Annotated in this window: 15 protein-coding genes and 1 pseudogene; 7 read left to right on the top strand and 9 right to left on the bottom strand. The window is 63.3% G+C overall.

The window, feature by feature from the left end; genetic code table 11:
• Positions 1-20: 20 nt before the first annotated feature.
• The gene (locus tag sphst_RS04440; RefSeq protein WP_043156745.1) at positions 21-1,487 is read left to right on the top strand and encodes a S41 family peptidase; all 1,467 of its coding nucleotides are present in this window, start codon (positions 21-23) and stop codon (positions 1,485-1,487) included.
• Between the two features lie 888 nt (positions 1,488-2,375).
• On the opposite strand, the gene sphst_RS04430 is transcribed toward sphst_RS04440, so the two are convergent.
• Entirely contained in the window at positions 2,376-4,178 is a 1,803-nt protein-coding gene (locus sphst_RS04430) for a sensor domain-containing diguanylate cyclase (RefSeq protein ID WP_031393874.1), read from the bottom strand.
• Positions 4,179-4,840: 662 nt separating this feature from the next.
• Positions 4,841-6,766 carry a S9 family peptidase gene (locus sphst_RS04425; protein WP_031393875.1) on the bottom strand — a complete coding sequence of 642 codons (1,926 nt, stop codon included), beginning with the start codon at positions 6,764-6,766 and terminating at the stop codon, positions 4,841-4,843.
• A 590-nt stretch (positions 6,767-7,356) separates the two neighbouring features.
• Here sphst_RS04425 and sphst_RS04420 point away from each other — a divergent pair.
• The 3 genes from sphst_RS04420 (at position 7,357) to sphst_RS04410 (ending at position 9,153) form a co-directional block, all read left to right on the top strand.
• The gene (locus sphst_RS04420) at positions 7,357-7,923 is read left to right on the top strand and encodes a hypothetical protein (protein WP_031393876.1); all 567 of its coding nucleotides are present in this window, start codon (positions 7,357-7,359) and stop codon (positions 7,921-7,923) included.
• 162 nt (positions 7,924-8,085) lie between these two features.
• The gene (locus sphst_RS04415) at positions 8,086-8,604 is read left to right on the top strand and encodes a general stress protein (RefSeq protein ID WP_051916334.1); all 519 of its coding nucleotides are present in this window, start codon (positions 8,086-8,088) and stop codon (positions 8,602-8,604) included.
• 186 nt (positions 8,605-8,790) lie between these two features.
• Positions 8,791-9,153, top strand: coding sequence for a hypothetical protein (locus sphst_RS04410; RefSeq protein WP_128082318.1), 363 nt, complete (start codon positions 8,791-8,793; stop codon positions 9,151-9,153).
• 83 nt (positions 9,154-9,236) lie between these two features.
• Here sphst_RS04410 and sphst_RS04405 read toward each other — a convergent pair whose 3' ends face one another.
• Positions 9,237-10,016: a SirB1 family protein gene (locus sphst_RS04405; RefSeq protein WP_234387348.1), complete on the bottom strand. Its 780-nt coding sequence runs from the start codon at positions 10,014-10,016 to the stop codon at positions 9,237-9,239.
• 64 nt (positions 10,017-10,080) lie between these two features.
• Between sphst_RS04405 and sphst_RS04400 the strand changes: the two genes are divergently transcribed.
• Positions 10,081-10,785 carry a YciE/YciF ferroxidase family protein gene (locus sphst_RS04400; protein WP_234387346.1) on the top strand — a complete coding sequence of 235 codons (705 nt, stop codon included), beginning with the start codon at positions 10,081-10,083 and terminating at the stop codon, positions 10,783-10,785.
• Positions 10,786-10,847: 62 nt separating this feature from the next.
• Positions 10,848-11,114, top strand: a complete 267-nt coding sequence (locus sphst_RS04395) for a hypothetical protein (protein ID WP_031393880.1) — start codon at positions 10,848-10,850, stop codon at positions 11,112-11,114.
• 252 nt (positions 11,115-11,366) lie between these two features.
• Here the strand turns inward: sphst_RS04395 and sphst_RS04390 are convergent, their stop codons facing one another.
• Positions 11,367-11,669, bottom strand: coding sequence for a hypothetical protein (locus tag sphst_RS04390; RefSeq protein WP_031393881.1), 303 nt, complete (start codon positions 11,667-11,669; stop codon positions 11,367-11,369).
• Between the two features lie 86 nt (positions 11,670-11,755).
• Between sphst_RS04390 and sphst_RS20305 the strand changes: the two genes are divergently transcribed.
• Positions 11,756-12,115: a hypothetical protein gene (locus sphst_RS20305; protein WP_156360487.1), complete on the top strand. Its 360-nt coding sequence runs from the start codon at positions 11,756-11,758 to the stop codon at positions 12,113-12,115.
• A gap of 195 nt (positions 12,116-12,310) precedes the next feature.
• Here the strand turns inward: sphst_RS20305 and sphst_RS04385 are convergent, their stop codons facing one another.
• The 5 genes and pseudogenes from sphst_RS04385 to sphst_RS04360 all read right to left on the bottom strand — a co-directional run.
• Positions 12,311-12,535 carry a hypothetical protein gene (locus sphst_RS04385; protein WP_162235418.1) on the bottom strand — a complete coding sequence of 75 codons (225 nt, stop codon included), beginning with the start codon at positions 12,533-12,535 and terminating at the stop codon, positions 12,311-12,313.
• Positions 12,536-12,662: 127 nt separating this feature from the next.
• Entirely contained in the window at positions 12,663-14,588 is a 1,926-nt protein-coding gene (locus sphst_RS04375; protein WP_081877514.1) for an alpha-L-fucosidase, read from the bottom strand.
• Between the two features lie 23 nt (positions 14,589-14,611).
• Complete coding sequence (locus tag sphst_RS04370; protein WP_107045219.1) at positions 14,612-17,173, bottom strand: glycoside hydrolase family 95 protein; 2,562 nt, start codon at positions 17,171-17,173, stop codon at positions 14,612-14,614.
• 57 nt (positions 17,174-17,230) lie between these two features.
• Positions 17,231-17,896, bottom strand: coding sequence for a TonB-dependent receptor domain-containing protein (locus sphst_RS21475; protein WP_159043506.1), 666 nt, complete (start codon positions 17,894-17,896; stop codon positions 17,231-17,233).
• A 25-nt stretch (positions 17,897-17,921) separates the two neighbouring features.
• A pseudogene (locus sphst_RS04360) lies at positions 17,922-20,156 on the bottom strand (TonB-dependent receptor domain-containing protein); the annotation flags it as partial.
• Positions 20,157-20,531 lie beyond the last annotated feature (375 nt).

Genomic DNA, 20,531 nt, shown 5'->3' with positions numbered 1-20,531 from the left:
TCCATAACGTCGGAGCTGACATGACCGCATTGCCACCGTCCCGCCGCACCGTGCTCGGCGGCCTCGGCGCCACCTTTTCAGTCTCGCCGCTGCTCGCCCGGACCTCATCCAGTCCGACGCTCCTCCGCGCCGCGGCGATGCGCGAGGACGTCGCGTTACTGCGCAGGGCATATGCCGAGCTCCACCCCGGCATCCACCGTTACAATACGCCCCGGGAGATCGATGCCCGCTTCGCAGCGCTGGACCAGGCGGCGGCCATCCCCATGACGCTACGGGCGTTCTACCTCACGCTGTCGCGCTTTCTCGCGACCGTGCGCTGCGGGCATAGCTATGCCAATTTCTACAACCAGCGACGCGAGCTCGCCGTCGCGTTGTTCGAAGCACCGGATCGGTTGCCGTTCGACTTCCTCTGGATCGGCGACGCGATGGTCGTCACGGCCGATCCATTCGCCACGGGGATCTCGCCGGGAAGCCGCATCCTGGCGGTCAATGGCCGCCCGGCGACCGCCATTCTCGCCGCGCTCATGCCGTTCGCGCGTGCGGATGGGCACAACGATTCCAAGCGTCGCCGGCTTCTCTCGGTCCAGGGCGACGACCGCTACGAGACCTTCGACATCTTCTTCTCGATGCTGTTCGGGCAGGAGCGCTATCAGCTGACCGTGGAGGACTTCTCCGGACGGCGACGTACCGCGACCGTTGCCGGCGTCTCGCTGGCGCAGCGCCGTACCACCGCGCACGCCGGCGTCGATGCGAGCGGCGACACGCCGGTCTGGACGATCGAGCGGCGCGGTGACGCCGCGCTTCTGTCGATGCCGAGCTGGGGTCTCTACGATAGCAAGTGGGATTGGCGCGGCTGGCTCGATCAGGCGGTCGACCGGCTGGTCGCCGAGCGGGTGCCGCGATTGGTCGTCGATCTGCGCGCGAACGAGGGGGGGCTCGACTGCGGTAACGCGCTTGCCGAACGGCTGGTTAACCGCGAGACGCCGTTCGAGGAGGTCCAGAGGCTCGTCCGCTACCGCACCGTGCCCGAGGACCTGCGGCCCGTGCTCGACACGTGGGACCGCAGTTTCGACCATCTGGGAGAGAATGCGACCAGGATCAACGACCGGTTCCTCCGGCTCGATACGCGAGGCGACCGGGTCGACCCGATCAGACCGCGCGGTACGCGCTATGAGGGCGACGTGCGCGTTCTAATCGGGCCGCAGAACAGTTCGGCGACGTTCCAGTTCGCCGATTTCGTCCGCCGCAATCGCCTTGCAACGCTGATCGGCAAGACGACCGGCGGCAACCGGCGCGGGATCAACGGTGGCTGCTTCTACTTCGTGCGGCTGCCCGCGACCGGGCTGGAAGCCGACCTGCCGCTGATCGGCCGGTTTCCGACGACCCCGCAACCCGACCGGGGTGTGAAGCCGGACATAGCAATCCCGATCACGCGGGCAGACATCGCGAAGGGCACGGATGGCCAGTTGATCCGCGCACTTGCGTGACGAATGGCGGCGGCTCCGAGCGCTTGCGTTCGGGATGAACGAACGACCGGAGCTGGTAAGCGGGAACCACTGCGAATGTCCGGGTCTGGCGCACCGCTGCTGTAGTCGTCGGGAGGTCGACCAAGATAGAGGTCTTAACTACCTTCATCAGCATGATTGCGAGATCCGATCAGACCCCCCGATCTCTGCCTCGACGAGGACGGGGCCGAACTCATCGCCTAGGCGCTGGATGACGCCGCGCTTACCTACCTTGAGGGTGCCTTGGCTGCGCTTCTGACGGACGGGCCAGGCGTTCCGATCGGGAGAGACGCAAGCTTAAGCCGTTTCTAGAAGTCGCAGGACCGATCGGTGGGAGAGCCGCCACCGCGTTCGGACCCGACGCGCGTCCTAACCATGACGCTGAGAACTCGCTCAAGGCTGAAATGGTCAGCCGGGTCGACCTGATCTTCGTTATGAGGAAGGCGCATCGGAGCAAGCTCCAGCTTCAAATCCGGGTGGCTCTGGCAGACAAGCGCGCGATTTGTTTGACGTAATGAACAGTTTTGCATTTATGCAGCCGGAACTGGTCCGGCTGCTCGCGACGACGGTGAGCAGGCACCTACCAGCATGCGCCATGAAAACCGAGAAGCGGTCAAACTTGGAACATGAATTAGCAGCGATTGTGGGAAGCGGGTAGGCTGATCTGAGTGTCATCTATTGGATTTTACCAGCTGCAAAGCGGACCGGTAGCTAGCGCCCAATACCGGACGTTCAGAGTGGCTATACGGGCAACCCATAACGGCCATTCGTTAAGCGCCATCTCTCCCGTTTCTTGTCGCCGACAGGCCATTCGCGAATGCGCAATTGAGACAGACATTGGAAGTACGGCTGCGTCTACGGACGACTTCGCTAGGCTGCCAGCCGCATCCTGTTGCGGCCCTCGTTCTTCGCGACATACAGCGCATCATCGGCTCGCCGCAGCAGCGCATCGCAACTCTCCCCAGGCGCCATTTCAGCCACGCCAATGCTTACCGTGACACCCGGCGTACCGCTGTCCGTTCCGATCGCATGACGCACCCGTTCGGCGACCTTGCTTGCCGCATCCGCTGCGGCATCCGGTAACACGATCACGAATTCCTCACCGCCGAAGCGGCCAATGGTATCGCCGCTGCGCAGTTCCGCGGCAGCGCCTGCTGCCACCCTCTTCAGCACCTCGTCGCCTGTGTGATGTCCATAGGTGTCATTGATGCGCTTGAAGTGATCAATATCGAACATCGCCACGGACATCGGGTGCCCGGTTTCGCGGGCGAGCAGCAACGTCTGCTCAAGCACGAAGCTGGTGCGGCGCCGGTTTGCAATTCCGGTAAGCTGGTCCGTCTCGGCCAGAATTATTGCGTTGCGGGCGGCGGTCTCAGCACGAGTGCGGGCCCGTTCGATCTCGGCTTCGTGCGCAACCTGCGTCGTTATGTCCTGGATAATGCCGAACAGGCCAACCGATTCATTGACGCCGTTTCGGTCAATCTCACCCTTCGAAAACACATGGCGTACCTCCCCGTTGGGGCGGACGATGCGAGCGGTGAATTCAAAACCTACGCAGTGTTCGAGGGAGCGCCCGATATGCGCCGAAACCGCATCCCTATCGTCAGGGTGATAGGCGTCTATCGCGGTGTCGAGTGACGGCGGAACGCGGTTCTCCACACCGTGAATGCGAAAGACTTCGTCCGACCACGTTATGAGCTGGGTCAACAAATCCAGATGCCAATGACCCACGTGCGCCGCACCTTCGGCAAGCTCGAGCAACCGCAGCTTGTTCGCATTGCTATCGATCAGCTGTTGTCTAGTCGCAAGCAAGGCGGCAATCGGCAGGGCGGCCGCGAACAGGGCCAGCAAATAGAATTGCAGAAAGATGCTACGTGCGTACGCCTGACCGTCGGCTATCGCCTGCGGATCAGAGCCGAAAATATGGGCGAGTGAGCTGGCCGTCGCAACGATCAGCACACTTCCGGCGGCGCCAAACGGACCCATTCGCAACGCTGCCAGAAGGACTGCAAGCATCGGCAGGAAAAGCAGCGAGTAGTTGACCTGCGAGAAGGCAATGATCGACACGCCAGCCACGAGCAGAAATACCGCGATGGCTTGAGGGGCTGCTGCCAGGCCATCGCGAAACCGTTTGCGATAGAAGGCTCGGCCTGCGATCAGGATGAGCGGGGCAACGATCAAGATCCCCAGCAGATCAGTCGTGAACCACGAAAGCCAGAAGCTGATCCCGACAGCCGTTGTCGCGCAGGCGGCGATCGTCGCGCTCAGCGCTGCCGCGGCCGCTGCGGCGATGCAGAACAAGACCAAGCCCTTTGGATCGGTGAATGAATCACGACGCCGCGTTCGGTTTCGTAAAAGCCATGCCGCAAATCCGGACTCGGACACGTTAGCGAGCGTGAAACCGATCGAAAGCAGGACGCCATTCCCGCCGCCGAGGTTGGCAGCGAGACTGGCCATTGCTGCGGCGCCTAAATGCCACACGATGCGATTCCGAGGTTCGACCAGTAAGGCTGCGAAAAGAATGCCGCTGGGCGGCCACAGCATCGCGATCCCGTCAGCACCGCGGGTGAGGTAGAGGGATGCGAAGGCCGCCAGATAGTAACCAACGCCTGTGGCGATCGGTAGCGCTGCAAAACGTGTGAGCTCGGTTACACGGTGGGCTATTCGGTTCATGCGCAAAATGTAGGAGGCGACGGTTAACGGATCATAAGGACTGGTGTATTTTCAATCGGTTGTGAAGCCTGCTCCAAATTTGGCTTCATCGCCGATAGCGAGGCTTGGCCGGCGCCATGCGAAACAGAGCAGGCCGTCTGATCTGCGTACCCGCCCTTGAGGATGCCAACGCGGCGTTATGTGAAGATTGCGGCGGAGAACCCTGCCGCCGCGGATCTTCAGCGCCTCAAGCTGATCCAGGGCAGCGTGGGTTTGGCAGAGCGTGGGGCCACGACGGACTCCAACTTGTTTCCCCGAAATCTGGCAGCACACTTGGGGCGGCGGTGCTGGGCACCGTGCTCGATGCCAGCCTCGCCCGCGGACACGCTGGGGCGCTGCAACAGATTTAGCAGATGCTCGTGGACCAGGGGTCGGCGGCAAGCGCAGTGATGAGCCGGGCAGGGCTAGCGCACGGCCGGCTCCTGACGTCCCGGAGCATCCTTAAGATCGCAGGCGTCACGCTGGCGTTCTCGGTGTTCGTACCGCAAGCGACGGAGGAGCACGGCGCGCCAACCTAAACCGATGTCTGAGTGCTAGCAGCAGAAGCAGCGGCATCAAAGTCTGCCTGTGCGTCAACATCGCAAAGGCGCGCGGGCACATTCCTCCCAAGCCTATCCCTCTCGCTACCGCTCAAACAGACGCCTCAAGAATACGGTTTCCACCTCGCGCCGCAGATCGTTGTTCGGCTTTTTCAGAAAGCCGTGCCCTTCGTCGGCGAACACCACATACCAAGCGTCGTTGCCGTTGGCCCGCAGGCGCGCCACGATCTGGTCCGATTCCGATTGGGGTACACGCGGGTCGTTGGCGCCCTGCATCACCAACATCGGCTTGGTGATCCGCGCGACATTCGTGAACGGCGACACCCGCGTTAGTACCGCGCGCATCGCCGGATCGCGCTCGTCGCCATATTCTGCGCGGCGATTGTCGCGACGATAGGCCTCGGTGTTCTGGAGGAACGTGTTCCAGTTGCTGATCCCGTAGCGCTCGACCCCGCCGACCAGCCGGTCCGAATAATGCGTCATGACGGCAAGGCTCATATAGCCGCCATAGGACTGACCATAGACCGCGACACGACCTGCATCGAGGCCCGGCTGCGTGCCGATCCAGTCGAGCAGGGCGCCGATATCCTTTACCGAGTCCTCGCGCTTCACGCCATTGTCGAGGTTGAGGTAGCGCTTGCCATAGCCGTCGCTGCCGCGGACGTTGGGAAGGATCACCGTCGCCTTCAACACATCGGCAAAATATTGCGCGCCATAGTTCCAGATCGGACGCGTCTGCGCCTCCGGGCCCCCATGGATGTCGATAATCACCGGCGTCCGCGTGCCTGCCGGCAAGCCCTTGGGCCGATAGACGAACGCCGGGACGGACAGGCCGTCGAAGGACTTGAAGCGTACGAGCTCGGGCTCGGCGAGGATCGTGGGATCGAGTTCGCCCAGCTCCGATTCGGTCCAGCGTGTCAGGCCGCCTCCGGTCACGCCCCAGCTCCACACGTCGCCGGCGGAAGTGGCCGAGGTCAGGCCAACCGCCAAATTCCTGCCGTCGGGCGAAAATCTGAGCGCGGTCAGGACGCCGCGCGGCAGCACCGGTTGTGGTAGCGCGCGGCGGGTGACCCGATCCTGCACCACCACGCGCGAGAAGCCGTCCTCGTTCACGGAATAGGCGAGCACGCGCCCGTCATCCGTCAGATCGAAGCTCTCGACATCCCATTTAAGGTCCGGCGTCAGGACCGTCTGCGCGCCGGTGGCGATATCGATCTCGACCAGTCGGCGCGTGTCGCTGCCGGAATCGGAGATGGCGATCAGCTTTCGTCCGCCCGGCAGATAGCGTGGGTCGGCATAGACGGCAGCGTCAGCCTTCGGCGCGATGCGGTCCGCCTTGCCGGTCTTAAGATCCAGCTCGAACAGCTGGTCCTCACGGTTGGAAAGGCTGCGCACAAATATCAGCCGCGCAGCGTCGGGCGCGATATCGGCGGGCGCCACCGCGCCGTCGGACTGGTAAAGCGAGCGCGGGTTGCCGCCCGCCTTTGGGTCGCCCCCCAGGATTGCATAAGCGGCGCTTCCCTTGGTCGCCCGCGCCCATGCCATCAGCGTGCCGTCCTTGCTGAAAACCGGCGACTGGTTGCGGGTGCCGGCTTCGGTCACCGGCGTGGCTACACCGGTGAGGCCGCGCGTATAGAGTTGAAACCACTCGTCCCCGCCCGTGTCGCGCGTCATCACGAAACGATCGCTGCGGGGGATCGTCGTCGCGGCGGCGATCGGCTCGGCACCGAACGTGATCTGTGTGCGTGCGCCACCGGGGGTTGCGACGTGATGCAATTGCTGCGTCGCGCCAAAGCGCGTGGCGATCAGCATCGAGCCGTCCGGCAGCCAATCCTCGAATTGTGCCGCCCGACTATTCTGATAGCGCTGCACCGCCTCGCGCACCTCAACGGGGATACTGGGCACGCCAGAGAGCGTGGCGCTGCCGACCTGCTGCGTCGACACGGTCTGCGCTGCGGTTCCAGTAGCTAGCGCGGATAGCGCGACGGTGGCGACGAAAGGCTTGATCATTCGGCGGTTGTCGGTCGCCGGGCACCGTTAGGTCAAGGGCGGGTACAGCGGGTCCTCCGAATTGCTAGCGGTCTCGCGTGATCGACATCGTAATTTATCGTCCCGATGTCATCCTCAGCCGATCGGCGAACATCTCGCGTCCATCGCAGGGAGTGTGATTTACGTATCAACAATAAACCGCTCGATGATCGCAAGCGTCGCCTATAACTTGATCCAAGAAATGCTTTTTATCGCAGTTCCAGCCGCTTCTTGACCCAAGCCGATACAGTTACCTGCTAACTTCAGCATCAATTGAATGCGTAGCCATGGCGGCGCTTCTCCTCAATATATTTAGGACGCCCATGCCGCTTGAAGCAATGTGACCCAATGCAAGCTTTGACGCTAGAACCACGCTTAAGACGAGGCACATTGACGTGCCGCCTTCGCTTACCGCTTAGGAGTGTCTAGGCAGGTCGTGACCGGACCGACGATGGCGCGAACAGCCGAACGCGATCCGTGTCCGGTAGTCCCGGAGGTAGGCATTGGCGTCGGTACCGGATGGGCGATCGGCGCCAACTTCTATTTCAGCACATAGCGCGGTATCAGACCGTATGGCTCGTGCGCAAAAGCTGAAGGTTTACAGGACGGTCGCTGGCTTCAATGATGCCTATGTCGCGGCAACGAGTCAGAAGGCTGCCCTCGAGGCCTGGGGCAGCGAGCGAGACCTGTTCGCGCGAGGCATAGCTGAGCTCGTCACAGACCCCGCGCTGACCGCAGAGCCTTTGGCGTCGCCAGGCGTGGTCGTGAAGCATTCTCGGGGCACGACCGCGGAGCAGATCAAGGCCATGCCGGCCCCCGAACTGCGGACAGCGCGGGGAGATGTTTCGGCGCGCCCCGAAACGTCCGAACAGCCGCAAAAACCGAAGTCTGCACCGAAACCGAAGCCCAGCAGCGCCAAGCTCGAGGCGGCGGAGGCTGCGCTGGAGACGGTGGCGGCCGATTACGGCGGCAGGATGAAGGGGTTGGCGGACCGGGAGGCCAAACTGGCCCGCGAGCGACGTGAACTCGAAGAGCAACACCGCGCCAATGTTGGCGCGGCAGAGGCTGCAGTCGAAGCAGAGCGTCAACGATATGACGCGGCGATGCGACAATGGCGAAAAGCAAAAAGCGACACGTGAGTCGCAGCTGCCCAAGGGCATGGTCTATCCCGCCCACGGCGTCCTGTGTCGCGACGCTGCTATTCATGGTTACCGCTTCGCTAACCCTTAATATCCGGAACGATCATCCTTCGACACCGCTTCTAGATCCGTGAGCAAACCGAACTGTCGACAGGAATCATCATGAGCACGACCCTCGTATCAGCCGTTTTCGACAATCACGCCGATGCAGAGCGCGCCGTTTCAGAGCTGCGCGCTGCGGGCGTAAACGACAGCGCGATTTCGATCGTGGCGCAGCATGATGGCAAGAACACGACCACAGACGGCAACGGCGACACGCAGGAGTTTGTCGGCAAGGTCGCAGCCGGCGCTGGCATCGGAACGCTGCTCGGTATCGCCGCACTCGCAATACCCGGCGTCGGCCCTCTGGTTGCAGCTGGCGCGATCGCGTCGGCCGCGATCCCCGGTGCGGCCGTCGTCGGTGCAGCGCTGGGTGGCGCCGTCGGGGGGCTGGAAAAAGTCATGACGGACCATGGCGTCAGCCGGGTCGATGCCAGCTATTATGAGGGGCGTATCAACGAAGGTGGTGTGTTCGTGTCGGTCGATACAGCCGGGGCAGGGGTCGCTCCCGAGGATGCAGCCGATGTGCTGTATCGCTCCGGCGGTCACACATCGACGCGTGCCAAGGTCGCGTCGGCGTAATCCTCTCTGATTTGCTGGCTCGAAGAGACGGGGCGTTCCTAAGGGGGCGCCCCGTCTCGGCATTGGACAGCATCGAAGGCAAGCATCGCGACGCCTGAGCCGAACCCGTGTGCGCATCATGCCATTTGCCAATGCGACGAGGCCCGGTACAGGGCGCCCCGCAATGGCGTATGTCAGGACCTCATGATGATCAGTACACCCCGCTCGATTGACGACCGCATCGCAGAGGTGGCCACGCACGGGGACGCGGCCTGGTTCGACAATAATCCCGATCGACGCATCCGGATACGCCAAGCCGTTGCAGGGGAGTTCGCCGAGAATATCGGACAGCCCCCCGTTGGCATGCAGTGGTTCGTACTCGTCCTCGAGGCGCAGCCCGGTGCTCGTCTTCGTCAGCCCATTGCCTTGTCGATCGGGTTTGACATCAGCGGTTTGGACGATGGCGCGCTGTTCAGCCTGTTCAAACAGGCGGCCCCCGTGGAAGCACGCGATCTGCTGAGCAAGCTCCGCGCGGCGAAGCTCCCGGGGATCACGAAGCCCGCGAGCTGAAGGTATCCCAAGGCTCGACGATCTTCTCGCAGACAGAGACCTTCCCAAAGGGCGCTTGGGGTAGAGCCAGTCCCCCGCGACGTTCACGAGGGCGTTGGTCGGGGAAGGGCATCGAGCGCTGCCGATACCTGCAGGCGCAGATCGTCGTCCCGGGAAATCTCGAGCATCGCGCTAAGGCTGTTGCGGGCGCCGGCAACATCTCCCGCGACTAGCTGAAGTCTGGCTCGCTCCCACCAACCATGGGCGTGCGTGGGCGCCACGATCGTCATGCGGTCGTACAGGACTAGCGCGCGCGCGGGATTGCCGGCCTGCTCGGCACGCGTCGCCTGGTTGAGCAGCAGTCGAACAAGCGCCGATCGGTTCGACAGGGGCAGCATCCCGTCGGAAAACCGTGTCTGGCCCGTCATCTGCTCCAACAAGGCTTCCACCTGTTCGGGGGCGACGATGCGACCGTCATTGAAGGGATCGATGATCAGCGCATCCGGTGCGTCGCCAAGGCGGACCAGGACGTGACCGGGGGTGTTGAGCGGCATCGCCGACCATCCAAGGCGTCGGGCCATTGCCACATAGAGGATCGACAGACTGATCGGCAGACCGAGCCGTCGATCGACGACAGCGATCAGGTCCGCGTTCTGGGGATCGTCGTAGTGCGTGCGGTCGCCGGAGAAGCCGAAATCCTCGACCATGACGCTGCTCAAGGTCTGGGCCTGCGCGCCGCTGCCTGCTGCGTCGTCGTCCGCAGCGCGCAGGGCCAATTCTATGCCAGTGAGCTCGTCGATATATTCATCGAGATCGATACCGGGATGATCGAGCGCTGCGAGTTCCAGGGCGGCCAGATCGAGCTCGATCTCGCCGTCTTCCATGAGCCCGAGATGAAGAATGCTATTGGTCATGCGACGCTAGATGGGGGCTTTTCCGATCGTTCCTATGCCCGACTTGACCGCCGGCATGATCAGTCGAGCGACAACCGGACCGGCGTCGAGGATCACAACGCCGCCACCGATCGGACTGCGTGAAGGCTGCGCCGACCCGAACGAAACTTACCCCGGAGCCGGCGCGTTGCGGCGGTGCCGGAGCAGTCTGCTTCGCAGCCATTTGCTTAGCGAGGATCCTATCATGGGCCTGTTTTCCAAAGACATCGTGACGTTCGACGACCTGTTCCTGCACCAGTTGCAGGATGTGTATTACGCGGAAAACCAGATCACCAAGGCGCTGCCGAAAATGGTCGCCAAGGCAACGGCGCCAGCCCTGAAGCAGGGTTTCGAAACCCATCTGCGTGAGACGGAAGGCCAGATCACGCGCCTCGAGCGGATTTTCGACCTGCTTGGCGAGAAGGCGAAGGCCGTGACCTGCCCGGCGATCGACGGCATCATCAAGGAAGCCAACGAAGTCGCCGGCGAGATCGAGGACAAAGCCGTTCTGGATGCCGCGCTGATCGCGTCGGCACAGGCCGTCGAGCATTACGAGATCACGCGCTATGGCACGCTGATCGCTTGGGCGAACCAGCTCGGCCGCGCCGATATCGCTGCGATCCTGAAAGAAACGCTCGATGAGGAATATGCGACCGACGACAAGTTGACCGCGATGGCAACGTCGAGCGTGAACGTCAAAGCGGAAGCGGTCACCGCATAAGCGTTTCGGTGTCGGGGGGCCAATGCCCCCCGACCATATCCAGTTCATGAAAGGCACGTTCGATGGCTGATGATATCGCGTTCACGCTTCCCGAAGCCTTGCGTGCGCAAAAACACATGCGTGATGCACTGGGCCTGGGTGAGGAACGGTTCCCGGTCCCCGCCTTCATCAACATGGTAAGCGACGAGATCGAGCAGCTGCGCAACGCCGGGAAGACCGATGGCGAAATTGCCGCGCTTATTGAGGAGTCGAGCGGTCATGTCCTCACCGAAGCGGATATCGCGCGCTATTACACGCCGGCCGAAGACCGGCATTTCAACGAGCACTAAAACCGCCCCGACCAGCGAGATGATTATGCCTTTTGTTTTAGGGCGGGGGACACAGATTTGCTGTCCTGAACGAGACCGCCACTTCCAGCGTCGAGCGTCCTACCGGTCGTGATACCGTGATGGACGCGTGGGTGGGCGAGCATGAGCAACGGCGACGCGACCCATCTCAGGGCGATACGCCATATGTTGCGAAGGACCAGTCCTTTGCTGTCGAGAATGGCGGCGGATTTGGGCGAGAGTGCAAGTGCCGGATCACAGTCCGCGAGCGTGGATTCCAACGCCAGCCCGGCTATTGCCTTGGCCCAGCACAGGTTGTTGAACTCGAGCGTCAAGCATCGCGGATTTCCGCACCGGAACATCGGGTGATTTAGGCTTGAGGTTCGACGCCGCCGTGAGATCGGCCATGCGGCCGATACGATCGCTCTTCGGTCTGCTATCCAGCCTGTTCAGATAGAAATACGACGCGGGCTTGATTGCGAGGGCCTTGTCGAACTCCATCATCGCGTCGTCGTGGCGTGCGATCGAATGATAGAGGCGCGCGGCAACGACGTGCACATAGTCATTGCCTGTACCGCCGTTACCGGTTCTGCGGCTTCTACTGCAACCGCTTGCGGTTTGCCGTTGGAAAGCTGGATCGTAGCATGCATCATACAGGCTTCGGCGTTCGTTGGATCGAGCGCGACAACCGCCGCCAAATCCGCCAGCGCCGCGTCCGGATCGCCAACAGCGCGGCCCGAGCGGGCACCGCTTTTGAGCGCAAAGACGTTTCCGGGGTCAAACTTCAGCGCTCGGGTAAAGGCCTAGCCGGTGGCCTTGAGATCTTTGATCGCGTCAACCTTCACGCCGCGGGCGCGCCAGACGATCGAGGCGGCGCGGCGATTATACAGCATCTGATCGGCCTGATCGCGTTACGTTGCTTGCGCCGCGGGCGCGTCCTTTGCAGGGAATTTGGACATGAGGCTTCGTTGGGTGCGCTCCGCGGTGAACATGCCGCCCTTTAACGTGACACGGCGGCGATATTCGGTGCCCGCGACTGTCCTGGCGATATCGTTCTTGCGGCAACAGGATCGTTTCCACCGTGCGCGTATGCTGTGGATAGGGGACGGCGTACGGCGCGGCACCGTCGGGCGCGGCGTCGCGGGTCAAATCAGCACAATAGCCGATCGTCATCCCGTCGGTTGGATCCAGCCTGAAGTTCAGTCCATGCGCGCCTTACCCGTCATCGAAAGACGTCGCTCGCCCGTCTTCGGATCGAAGCTGCTGGCGGTCGGATCGACATCGACGAAGTTGGATTCGCTCTTCCAATAGTCTCGCAACGCCCGGTCGCGCGCATCGCCGACCAGCCCGTGCTGGTGATCATGGCGAAGATGATCAGGTCGCACCCCTTGCCGGAACTGGTATCCGATGGGAGGCAGGCTCAAGACCTATCCGGGCTATCCACATGGTATGGCGACGACGCAGGCTGATGTCATCAACGCCGACATCCTCGCGTTCATCCGGAGATAACCGTCGGCGGTAGGCGGGATACGTATCGCGCCTGCCGACCCTCTATCGAAACAGGTCGATGCCGGCGATGGCCATATGCCTCCTGGGGGATGCAAGATCGATGAAGGTCATGCGGACGTAGACGGCGTCGACTTTCGTGTCGAAGACGATGCGTTGCGGCGAGAGCGCGTTGGCGATGTTCGAGAACTCGTCGGCAGCCGCCTTGACCCATGTCCTCCCGTCGAGGCTTGTCTCGACAAGGAATCGCTTCGGTGGCGCGGTATCCGTCATCACCGCGCGCGAGGGCGTCAGGATGAAGCCAGCCAAGTGCTGAGGCGTGGTCAATTTGAAAGTGACGGTCGGCCGATCCGCAGTCGACGCAACGGGAACCTGCCAGACTGTGTTCGAATCATTGTCGAGCACGGCGCCGGCAGTCTGTCCCGATGCCGAGACGATCGATATCTCGGGGGGCTGCAGCACATCGCGGCTACGCGCGGCGGGCAGCGCGACCGCGATCGGGGCGATCTGGCGGAACAGCGCGATCTCGCTGATCGCCGGACACGCCTGTGCGGCGACGATCCGCAGGCGCAGCCGTCGTGCGACGACGGGCGCGGGCAGGCGGACGACACGCTGTGCGGCGATGCACGTGCCCGATGCGATCTCCGACCAACCCTTGCCGCGATCGACGTCGATCGCAAACCGGTCGACGCGGACGCCAAGCGGCAGGAACTCCCGGATCCGGACGAGATCGAAGCTGCGGCCGGGCGGAAGGTCGAGGACAAGGCTTGGCGTATGCACGGCGTCGGGGGTCGACCAATAGCTATCAGGACTCCGATCGAGCACATTGGCCGCCGCAAAGCGCGGCCCGCGAATGTGATCGGCCGACGCGATCGCGCCGGTCGCACGATTGTCCGCGAACGTTGCGCGCTGCGCGGTACCGAATGCTTGCAGAACGGCGACGTCGGGATCGGCGAGACGGCCGCGCCGGTCGGGTGGCAGGTTCAGGATCAGATTGGTGCCACGCGCGATCGATTCGTCGAACAATTGCAGCATCCGCTCAGGATCCTTGACCTTCGCATCCTCGTCGGCGTGGTAGAACCAGCCCGGGCGGATCGAGGTGTTGGTTTCGGCGGGCCACCATAAGGCGCCGTTGCGAAGACCGGCGTTGCCGTCCGCCTGGCTCGGTTTGCGGTTAGCCATGGTCGGCCAGCACGGATCGCCGGCGACACCATCCTCATTGCCGACCCACCGCACGTCGGACCCTAGCGGTTCGAAGGTGCAGGCCATGGGCTGATGCTGATGCACCAGGGCGAAGATCGACGGCCAGTTATAATAGGTCTCGGAGTCGATCTTCCGTGTCTCGCGGGCGCCGCCATAATAGCCGTCGCCGCCGTTGGCGCCGTCGAACCAGAACTCAAACAGCGGGCCGTAGCGCGTACAGAGTTCGACGATCTGTTTGCGGTAATAGTCGAGATAGCCGGGGCGGCCATATTCGGCGTGATTGCGGTCCCAGGGTGGCAGATAAAGGCCGAAGTCTAGGCCGGCGCGCCTGGCCGCTTGCTCGAATTCGCGGACCACATCGCCTTTACCATCACGAAACGGGCTGTTCCTGACGCAATGCTCGGTCAGCATCGTCGGCCAGAGACAGAATCCGTCATGATGCTTGGCGGTAAGCACGATCCCGCGCAGGCCGCCGGCCTTGGCCGCTCCGACGATCTGATCCGCCGAGAAGTCGGTTGGTGCGAACAATTTGGGGTCTTCGTCGCCATAGCCCCATTCGCGATCGGTGAAGGTGTTGATCGAAAAATGGACGAAGGCGTATTGCTCGCGTGCGTGCCAGGCGAGCTGGCGCGGGGAGGGGGTTGCTCCCCAGGACGCGGGTGGAGTTCCAGGCGATGGCTTGCGCGCCCAGCCGCTAGACGACGCTGTCGATGCCAGGCCGGAGGCGAGCCCCGAGGCTAGCATAGCGCGGCGGGTGATGATCGGCATGGGGACTCCTGGAACGTTTCGGGTCATGTGGCATCGCTCTCGCGTGGCGTGCTGCTGGCGGCGCCCTGAGCGGTTCTGCGTAGCGCGACGTCGTAGCGTCGGCCCTTCACAGTCTCGAACGTGATAGACTGTGCATCCTTCTCGAACCGGACGATCGTCCCCCGCTGAACAATCTTGAGCGGTTCGAACCCTGACGGCAATCGGACCGAAAGGCGCGTGTCGCCGGCAATTACCGTCGCGTCGACATGGCCATCGCTCCACGCGATCGCAACCTCGTGACCGCCCCGCGCGCGGAGCCCGACGACGCGACCGCTGGTCCATTGCGGGGGGACCGCAGGCAGCAGCGCGATCTCGGTTTCGCGGCTCTGTAGCAGCATCTCCGCGATCGCCGCGGTGATGCCCAGATTGCCATCGATCTGGAATACGGGCCGTGGCTTTGCCGGATGCGTGTCGAGCAGGTTCGCTGCGACGCTGTTGGCGATGAACGCGGAAAGCGATCGCCCGGCCTGCGCGCCGTCACCCAGCCGGGCCCAGACCGCGGTCGCCCAGGCACGGCTCCAGCCCGTGCTGGCACCGCCATGCGCCTCGCGGCGCGTGATCGACGCGCGCGCAGCCCGGGCGAGCGCGGGCGTCCGGACGGGGTCGATCGCATCGCCGGGATAGAGCGGATAGAGATGCGAGATGTGTCGGTGGCCCGGGTCCTGCTCGGCGAAGTCGGTCGCCCATTCCTGAAGTTGGCCATATTGGCCGGTGCGATAGGGCTCGATTTGCTTCAGCAACCCGGCGAGGCGCACTTTGAGCCCGTCGACATCACCGATTACTGCCATGGCCGCGATGCAGTTCGTGGACAGTTCGCGGATCAGCGCGAGGTCCATCGTGCAGCCTGCCGATATTGCGGCGGACTTGCCGGTCGCGGTCAGAAACAGGTTCTCAGGCGAGATCGACGGGGCGGTCGTGAGATGGCCGCTTCGTGGATCGCGAACCAGCCAGGCTGCACAGAATTCGGCGCAGCCTCGCATCAATGCAAAGCCACGCGTCTTGAGGAAGTCGCGATCGCCGCTGAAGCGGTAATGATCCCAGACGTGCTGTACCAGCCATGGGCCCGCCATCGGCCAGTTCGCCCAATTCGGATCGCCGACGCCCGCGCCGACGGGGTTGCTCATCGCCCACAAATCGCTGTTATGATGCACACACCAGCCCGGCATTCCGTAGAATTGTCGCGCGGTGCGCGCGCCGGTGACCGCGAGCCGTTCGATATGATCGATCAGCGGAAGATGGCAGTCTGCGAGATTGCAGGTCTCGGCGGCCCAATAGTTCATCTGGAGATTGATGTTGGTGGTGTAGTTCGAACTCCAGGGCGGGCGCACCGCGGCATTCCACACGCCCTGAAGATTGGCGGGCATCGTATCGGCACGGGAACTGGCGATGAGGAGATAGCGGCCGAGCTGGAACAGGCGTTCGGCACGCGGTGTATCGCCGTCCCCGATCGTGCCGTTGAGTTCGAGCAAGGCGCGGCGGTAGAGCGCCTGATGATCGCTGACGTGGCGCTTTACTAGTGTCGTATAGTCATGACGTCTGGCAGCCGCGAGGTCGCGTTCGGCCGAAGCGCGGACCGCGGCGACGGGGGTGTCGGGCGCGAGGTCGAAGCGGCGAAACCCTGTGGCGGCGGCGATGCGGACGATCGCGGTTGTGGCGCCGCAGATGTGCAGCGCGCCCTCCGACGCGGTGATTGCGCCGCCATCGGTTTCGACCGACAGGATCGTCGCGAACGCCATGCCCCGACCAGGGCTATCCGAATATCGAATGGGGTCGGGGACATCGCGGTAATCGGGCTCGCTCTGCGTGGGTGCCTTGCCGAGCAGGGTGATCTGTTTGCTGCCTGATTGTGCGGTAGCCGTCGCCGTCGCGCGCAGCTTGCTCGTCAGCATGAGGCGGCAATTGATCATGCCGCGTCGATCCGCGGTAAGGCGCAGCACGATCACGCCATCGGGGTGCGAGGCGAACAGGTCGCGGCCGAAGCCTGTCCCGCCAGAGCGATACGTGACGGATGCAACCGCGCGATCGAGGTTGAGCGTCCGGCAATAGTCCTGCGGGGCTTCGCGATGGTCCATCTCGAGGTGGAGATCCGCCATCGGTGCATAGCTCGCACTGAACGGCCCCTGGAGAGCATGGCTCAGTTGATCGGCACTGACCGGATCATCGGCGAACACGGCGCGGCGAACTGCGGCGAGTGCGTCCCGGTTGCGAGGATCGGCATGGTCTCGATCGACGCCCGCCTGCCCGGGGCTGACGTCGGGCTGGCCGCTCCACAGTGTATCGTGATTGAGCGACAATATGTCGCGTACGACCCCGCCGCCCATCATCGCGGCGAGCCGGCCGTTACCGACGGGATGCCCGAGCAGCCACTCGCTCGCGGGCTCGGTCGCCGCAATCCGGTGGCGCTCGTCCGCGCCGGGGGCGCTGGCTTCGGCGGCGCCCAGCCCCGTGAAGAGCCCGGCGAACATGGAACCGGTCCCTGCTGCCATGACGCGGCGACGTGATACGCTGGCGAATGCGTCGGCGACGCCCGGTGGTTGACCCGTCATGCTTTCCCTTCCCGCATGGCGGCGCGTCCGGTGGCGCCGCCATGCCCGGCTACGGCCCTAGAAATCCAGGGTCGCCCCGATGTTGATAGACCGGCCGAGCGCATCATAGACCGAAGGCGAGGTGTTGACGCGCTCCGCCGCCTCAAGCGGGGGGCTGGGACGAACCGGCGCCGCCCGGTTGAGCACGTTGTTGACGACCAGTCGCAGCGTCAACGCCCGCGATACGGTGACGCTCCCGCTCAGGTCGAACACGTCATAGGCCGGCAGATACTTATACGCATCCGGCACGTTCGGATCGTCCTCGCCGAAAATCGGATTTCCGTCGAGACGCGAGTTTTTCAGCCCCGAATTATGCCTCCAGTTGACCGAGACCAGCGCCTGGGTCTGCGCAGCTTCGGGGGAGCTGAGCGTAAACCGGAAATTGTGCTGATACCGGCGATAGCCCTGCCCGGCATAGGGCCCGAACAGCCCGACCACGTTGAAGTCGGTGTCGGGGAGGCCGAGATCACCGCCCTTGGCGGTCTGCAGCGTCGCAACATAGCTGGTGGAGAACCGCGCCCAGTTGCCCATCCGCGTGTCGTAATTGGCAGAGAAGTTGAACCCGCGGGCATTCGTTCGGCCAAGGTTGCTGTATCCCTGGTTGATATAGCCCGTTGCTGCTCCGGCGTTGCTGAACAGCGTCCCGTCGGCGTTGCCGCTTGAGCTGTCCGCAGAAGAAATCATAGCCGGTGTTCGCGCAGGTCTGCAGGAAGTCGATCGCGCGGTAATAGCCGATGCCGTTCTGGATCTCGATGCTGTAATAATCGGCGGTCGCGGAAAAACCGCGCAACATGCGGGGCGTCAGGACGAGGCCGTAGGTGTAGGTGTGCGCGACTTCGGGCGTCACCAGACCTTCGGAACCGTTGCGGACAGTGCACAGGAAATCCGGACATTGCTGGATCGCTCCATATTGTGCGGCGGTCACGCCGGTGCTTGCACAAACCTCGCGGCTGGCAACGGGGCTCGTCCCTGCGCACGGATCGCCCAGCGTGTTCGTGTCTAGCACGCCGTAACTGGCGTTGGCGTTCGACGAGAGTTCGTAGATGCTCGGTGCGCGGGTTGCCTTGTTGTAGCTCGCCCGGAACAGCAGGTCCTCGATCGGCCGCCAGCTGCCGTCGATCTTGTACGTCGACCGCACCCGTTCGACCCCGGAATATTTCGATCCACGGATCGCGGCGCCGATACTCAGGTCGCGGATCAGGGGGCGGTCGCTGACCAGCGGCACGTTGACCTCACCGTAGAGGTCGACCGCGTTGTTGGACAATGTCGAGGGCGTCGACCCGAACGCGGCCTGATAGGCGGCGTCGGGGCGCGAACGATAGCCGCTCGACCGATATTCCCCGCCAACCGCGATGTTGATCCCCTTGGTCGAAAACGGGCTTCTGATGCCATATTCGCCGAGGTCGCCGGTGACGTTGGCATTGCCCACCCATTGTTCATACCGCTCGTGGAACACGCCGCCGCCCTGCGCGAACGACAGATAGTCGACGGCCGCGGCGCTGGGCCCGTTGGTGGAGAAGATGTCGAGCGGGACGCAGCTCGGGTCGGATCCGCTGACCACCGCGGCGCAGGTCGGCGTGCCGTTGACGTCGACCACCTGCAGTGCGGTGGCGACCTTGGCGGGGTCGATGCGGCCGAGCTGTTGCTGGCGGTAGAGCGTGGTCGAATAGACGCCGCCTACGTCGTAATGCCATGCGCTGCCAAGATCCCCGCGAAACCCCGCCACGGCACGATAGATCTCGTTGGACGACAGCGTCGACTGCGCGTCGGTGAAGCGGTAGCGGACATCGGTGCGGACGTTCGTTGCCGTCCCCGCGGCAGTACCGCACAAAGCCCCTGCCTGCTGCTGCGATAGAAGCGGGTTGTCGCAGTTGATGTCATAGGGGATCGAACCGGGCTGGATCGTGGCAGGATCCGACTGGCTCCGCGACTCGGATCCCAGATAAAGCCCGTTTGCGTAGAGCTGCAGCGCGGGGGAAACCTCGTAGTTGAGGAAGACGGCGCCGTTGTAGCGCTTGTTCTCGCGCTGGAAATAGAAGCTGTCATTGTAGTTGTAGCCGTTGGCCCCCGTGAACGGGACGAATTCGCGACCGCCACCCGCCGCGTTCGTGAGGACGGAGCCATTCTGCGCCGGCCCGGACAGCGCCTGGAAATAGCCAGCCGGCGTTGCCGAGGACGGTGAGGCGCAGACGACCGACTGCGCCGACAAGGTGATCGGGCAGACGGAAAACGATCGCGACGATGCGAGGACCGGCTCGACCTGGCTATAGGCCCCGAAGAGCGAGATGTTGCCGCGGCCGCCGGCGAAATTTTTGCCCATGCTGATATTGGCGTCGAACCGGCCGCCATCATTGGCCATGCCGCTGGGCACGGCGAAGCCTGCGTCACGCGCGGCCTGCGCGGCGATGTTGTCGCGATTGTCGGCGTTGTAGAAGCCGTAATTGACGTTCGCGTTGACGCCCTCGAAATCCTTGCGGAGGATGAAGTTCACCACGCCGCCGATAGCGTCCGAGCCATAGACGGCAGATGCGCCGCCGGTCAGCAGATCGACGCGCTCGATCAGTCCAACCGGCACGACGGACGCATCGATCCCTTCGGTGACACCGATCCGCTGACCATCAATCAGCGTGAGCGTCCGGTTCGTCCCGAGGCCGTGAAAATCAAACTGCTGGCGCCCGTTGCCGTTCGATAAGTTGGTGTCATTGTTCTTGATCGCCGGAACGCGGTTCAGCACCTCCTGGACGCTGAAGGCTGCCTGCAGCTTGATGTCCGCCTGGCTGACGCTGGTCACCGGTGCGGTTTCGACGAGATTTTTCGACCGGATGCGCGATCCCGTCACGACGATGTCGCCACCAGGCGGCGTCGGACCCGTCGTGTCGTCCTGTTCCGTGTCAGGCTGGTTCGCCGGGCGTTGCGGCAAAACCTGTGATTGAGATCCCGTCATCGATACGCGCATCGGCGCGGCGGGGCGCGCGATTACATAGACGCCCTGTCCCGTTCGCGACGTGACGAGACCACTGCCCTGCAGGAGCCGGTCGATCGCCACGTCCGGCGTCATCGATCCGGTGATCGACGGGGATACGCGGTCGGCGAGGAGGGTTTCGTCGAACACCATCTGCACGTGCATCTGGCGGCCGAGCAACCGCAGCGCCGGGCCGAGTGGCTGGGCCTTGATGTCGACGCGAACCACCCGCTGCGCCTGTGCCGGAGAGACCGCCATCACCGTAGCGATTGCCACGCAGCTTACGCCAAGAATTCGTCGGTCCCTTAACATCATCGATCGCCCCTCTTCCTCTGTTATACTTTTGTGACGTACGAG

Origin of the sequence: Sphingomonas sp. STIS6.2 (assembly GCF_000732685.2) — a bacterium.
In the GTDB taxonomy this organism is placed as follows: Bacteria; Pseudomonadota; Alphaproteobacteria; order Sphingomonadales; family Sphingomonadaceae; genus Sphingomonas; species Sphingomonas aerolata.
Note: the sequence above shows the minus strand (reverse complement) of the source record. Positions and strands in the feature narration are given on the sequence as shown.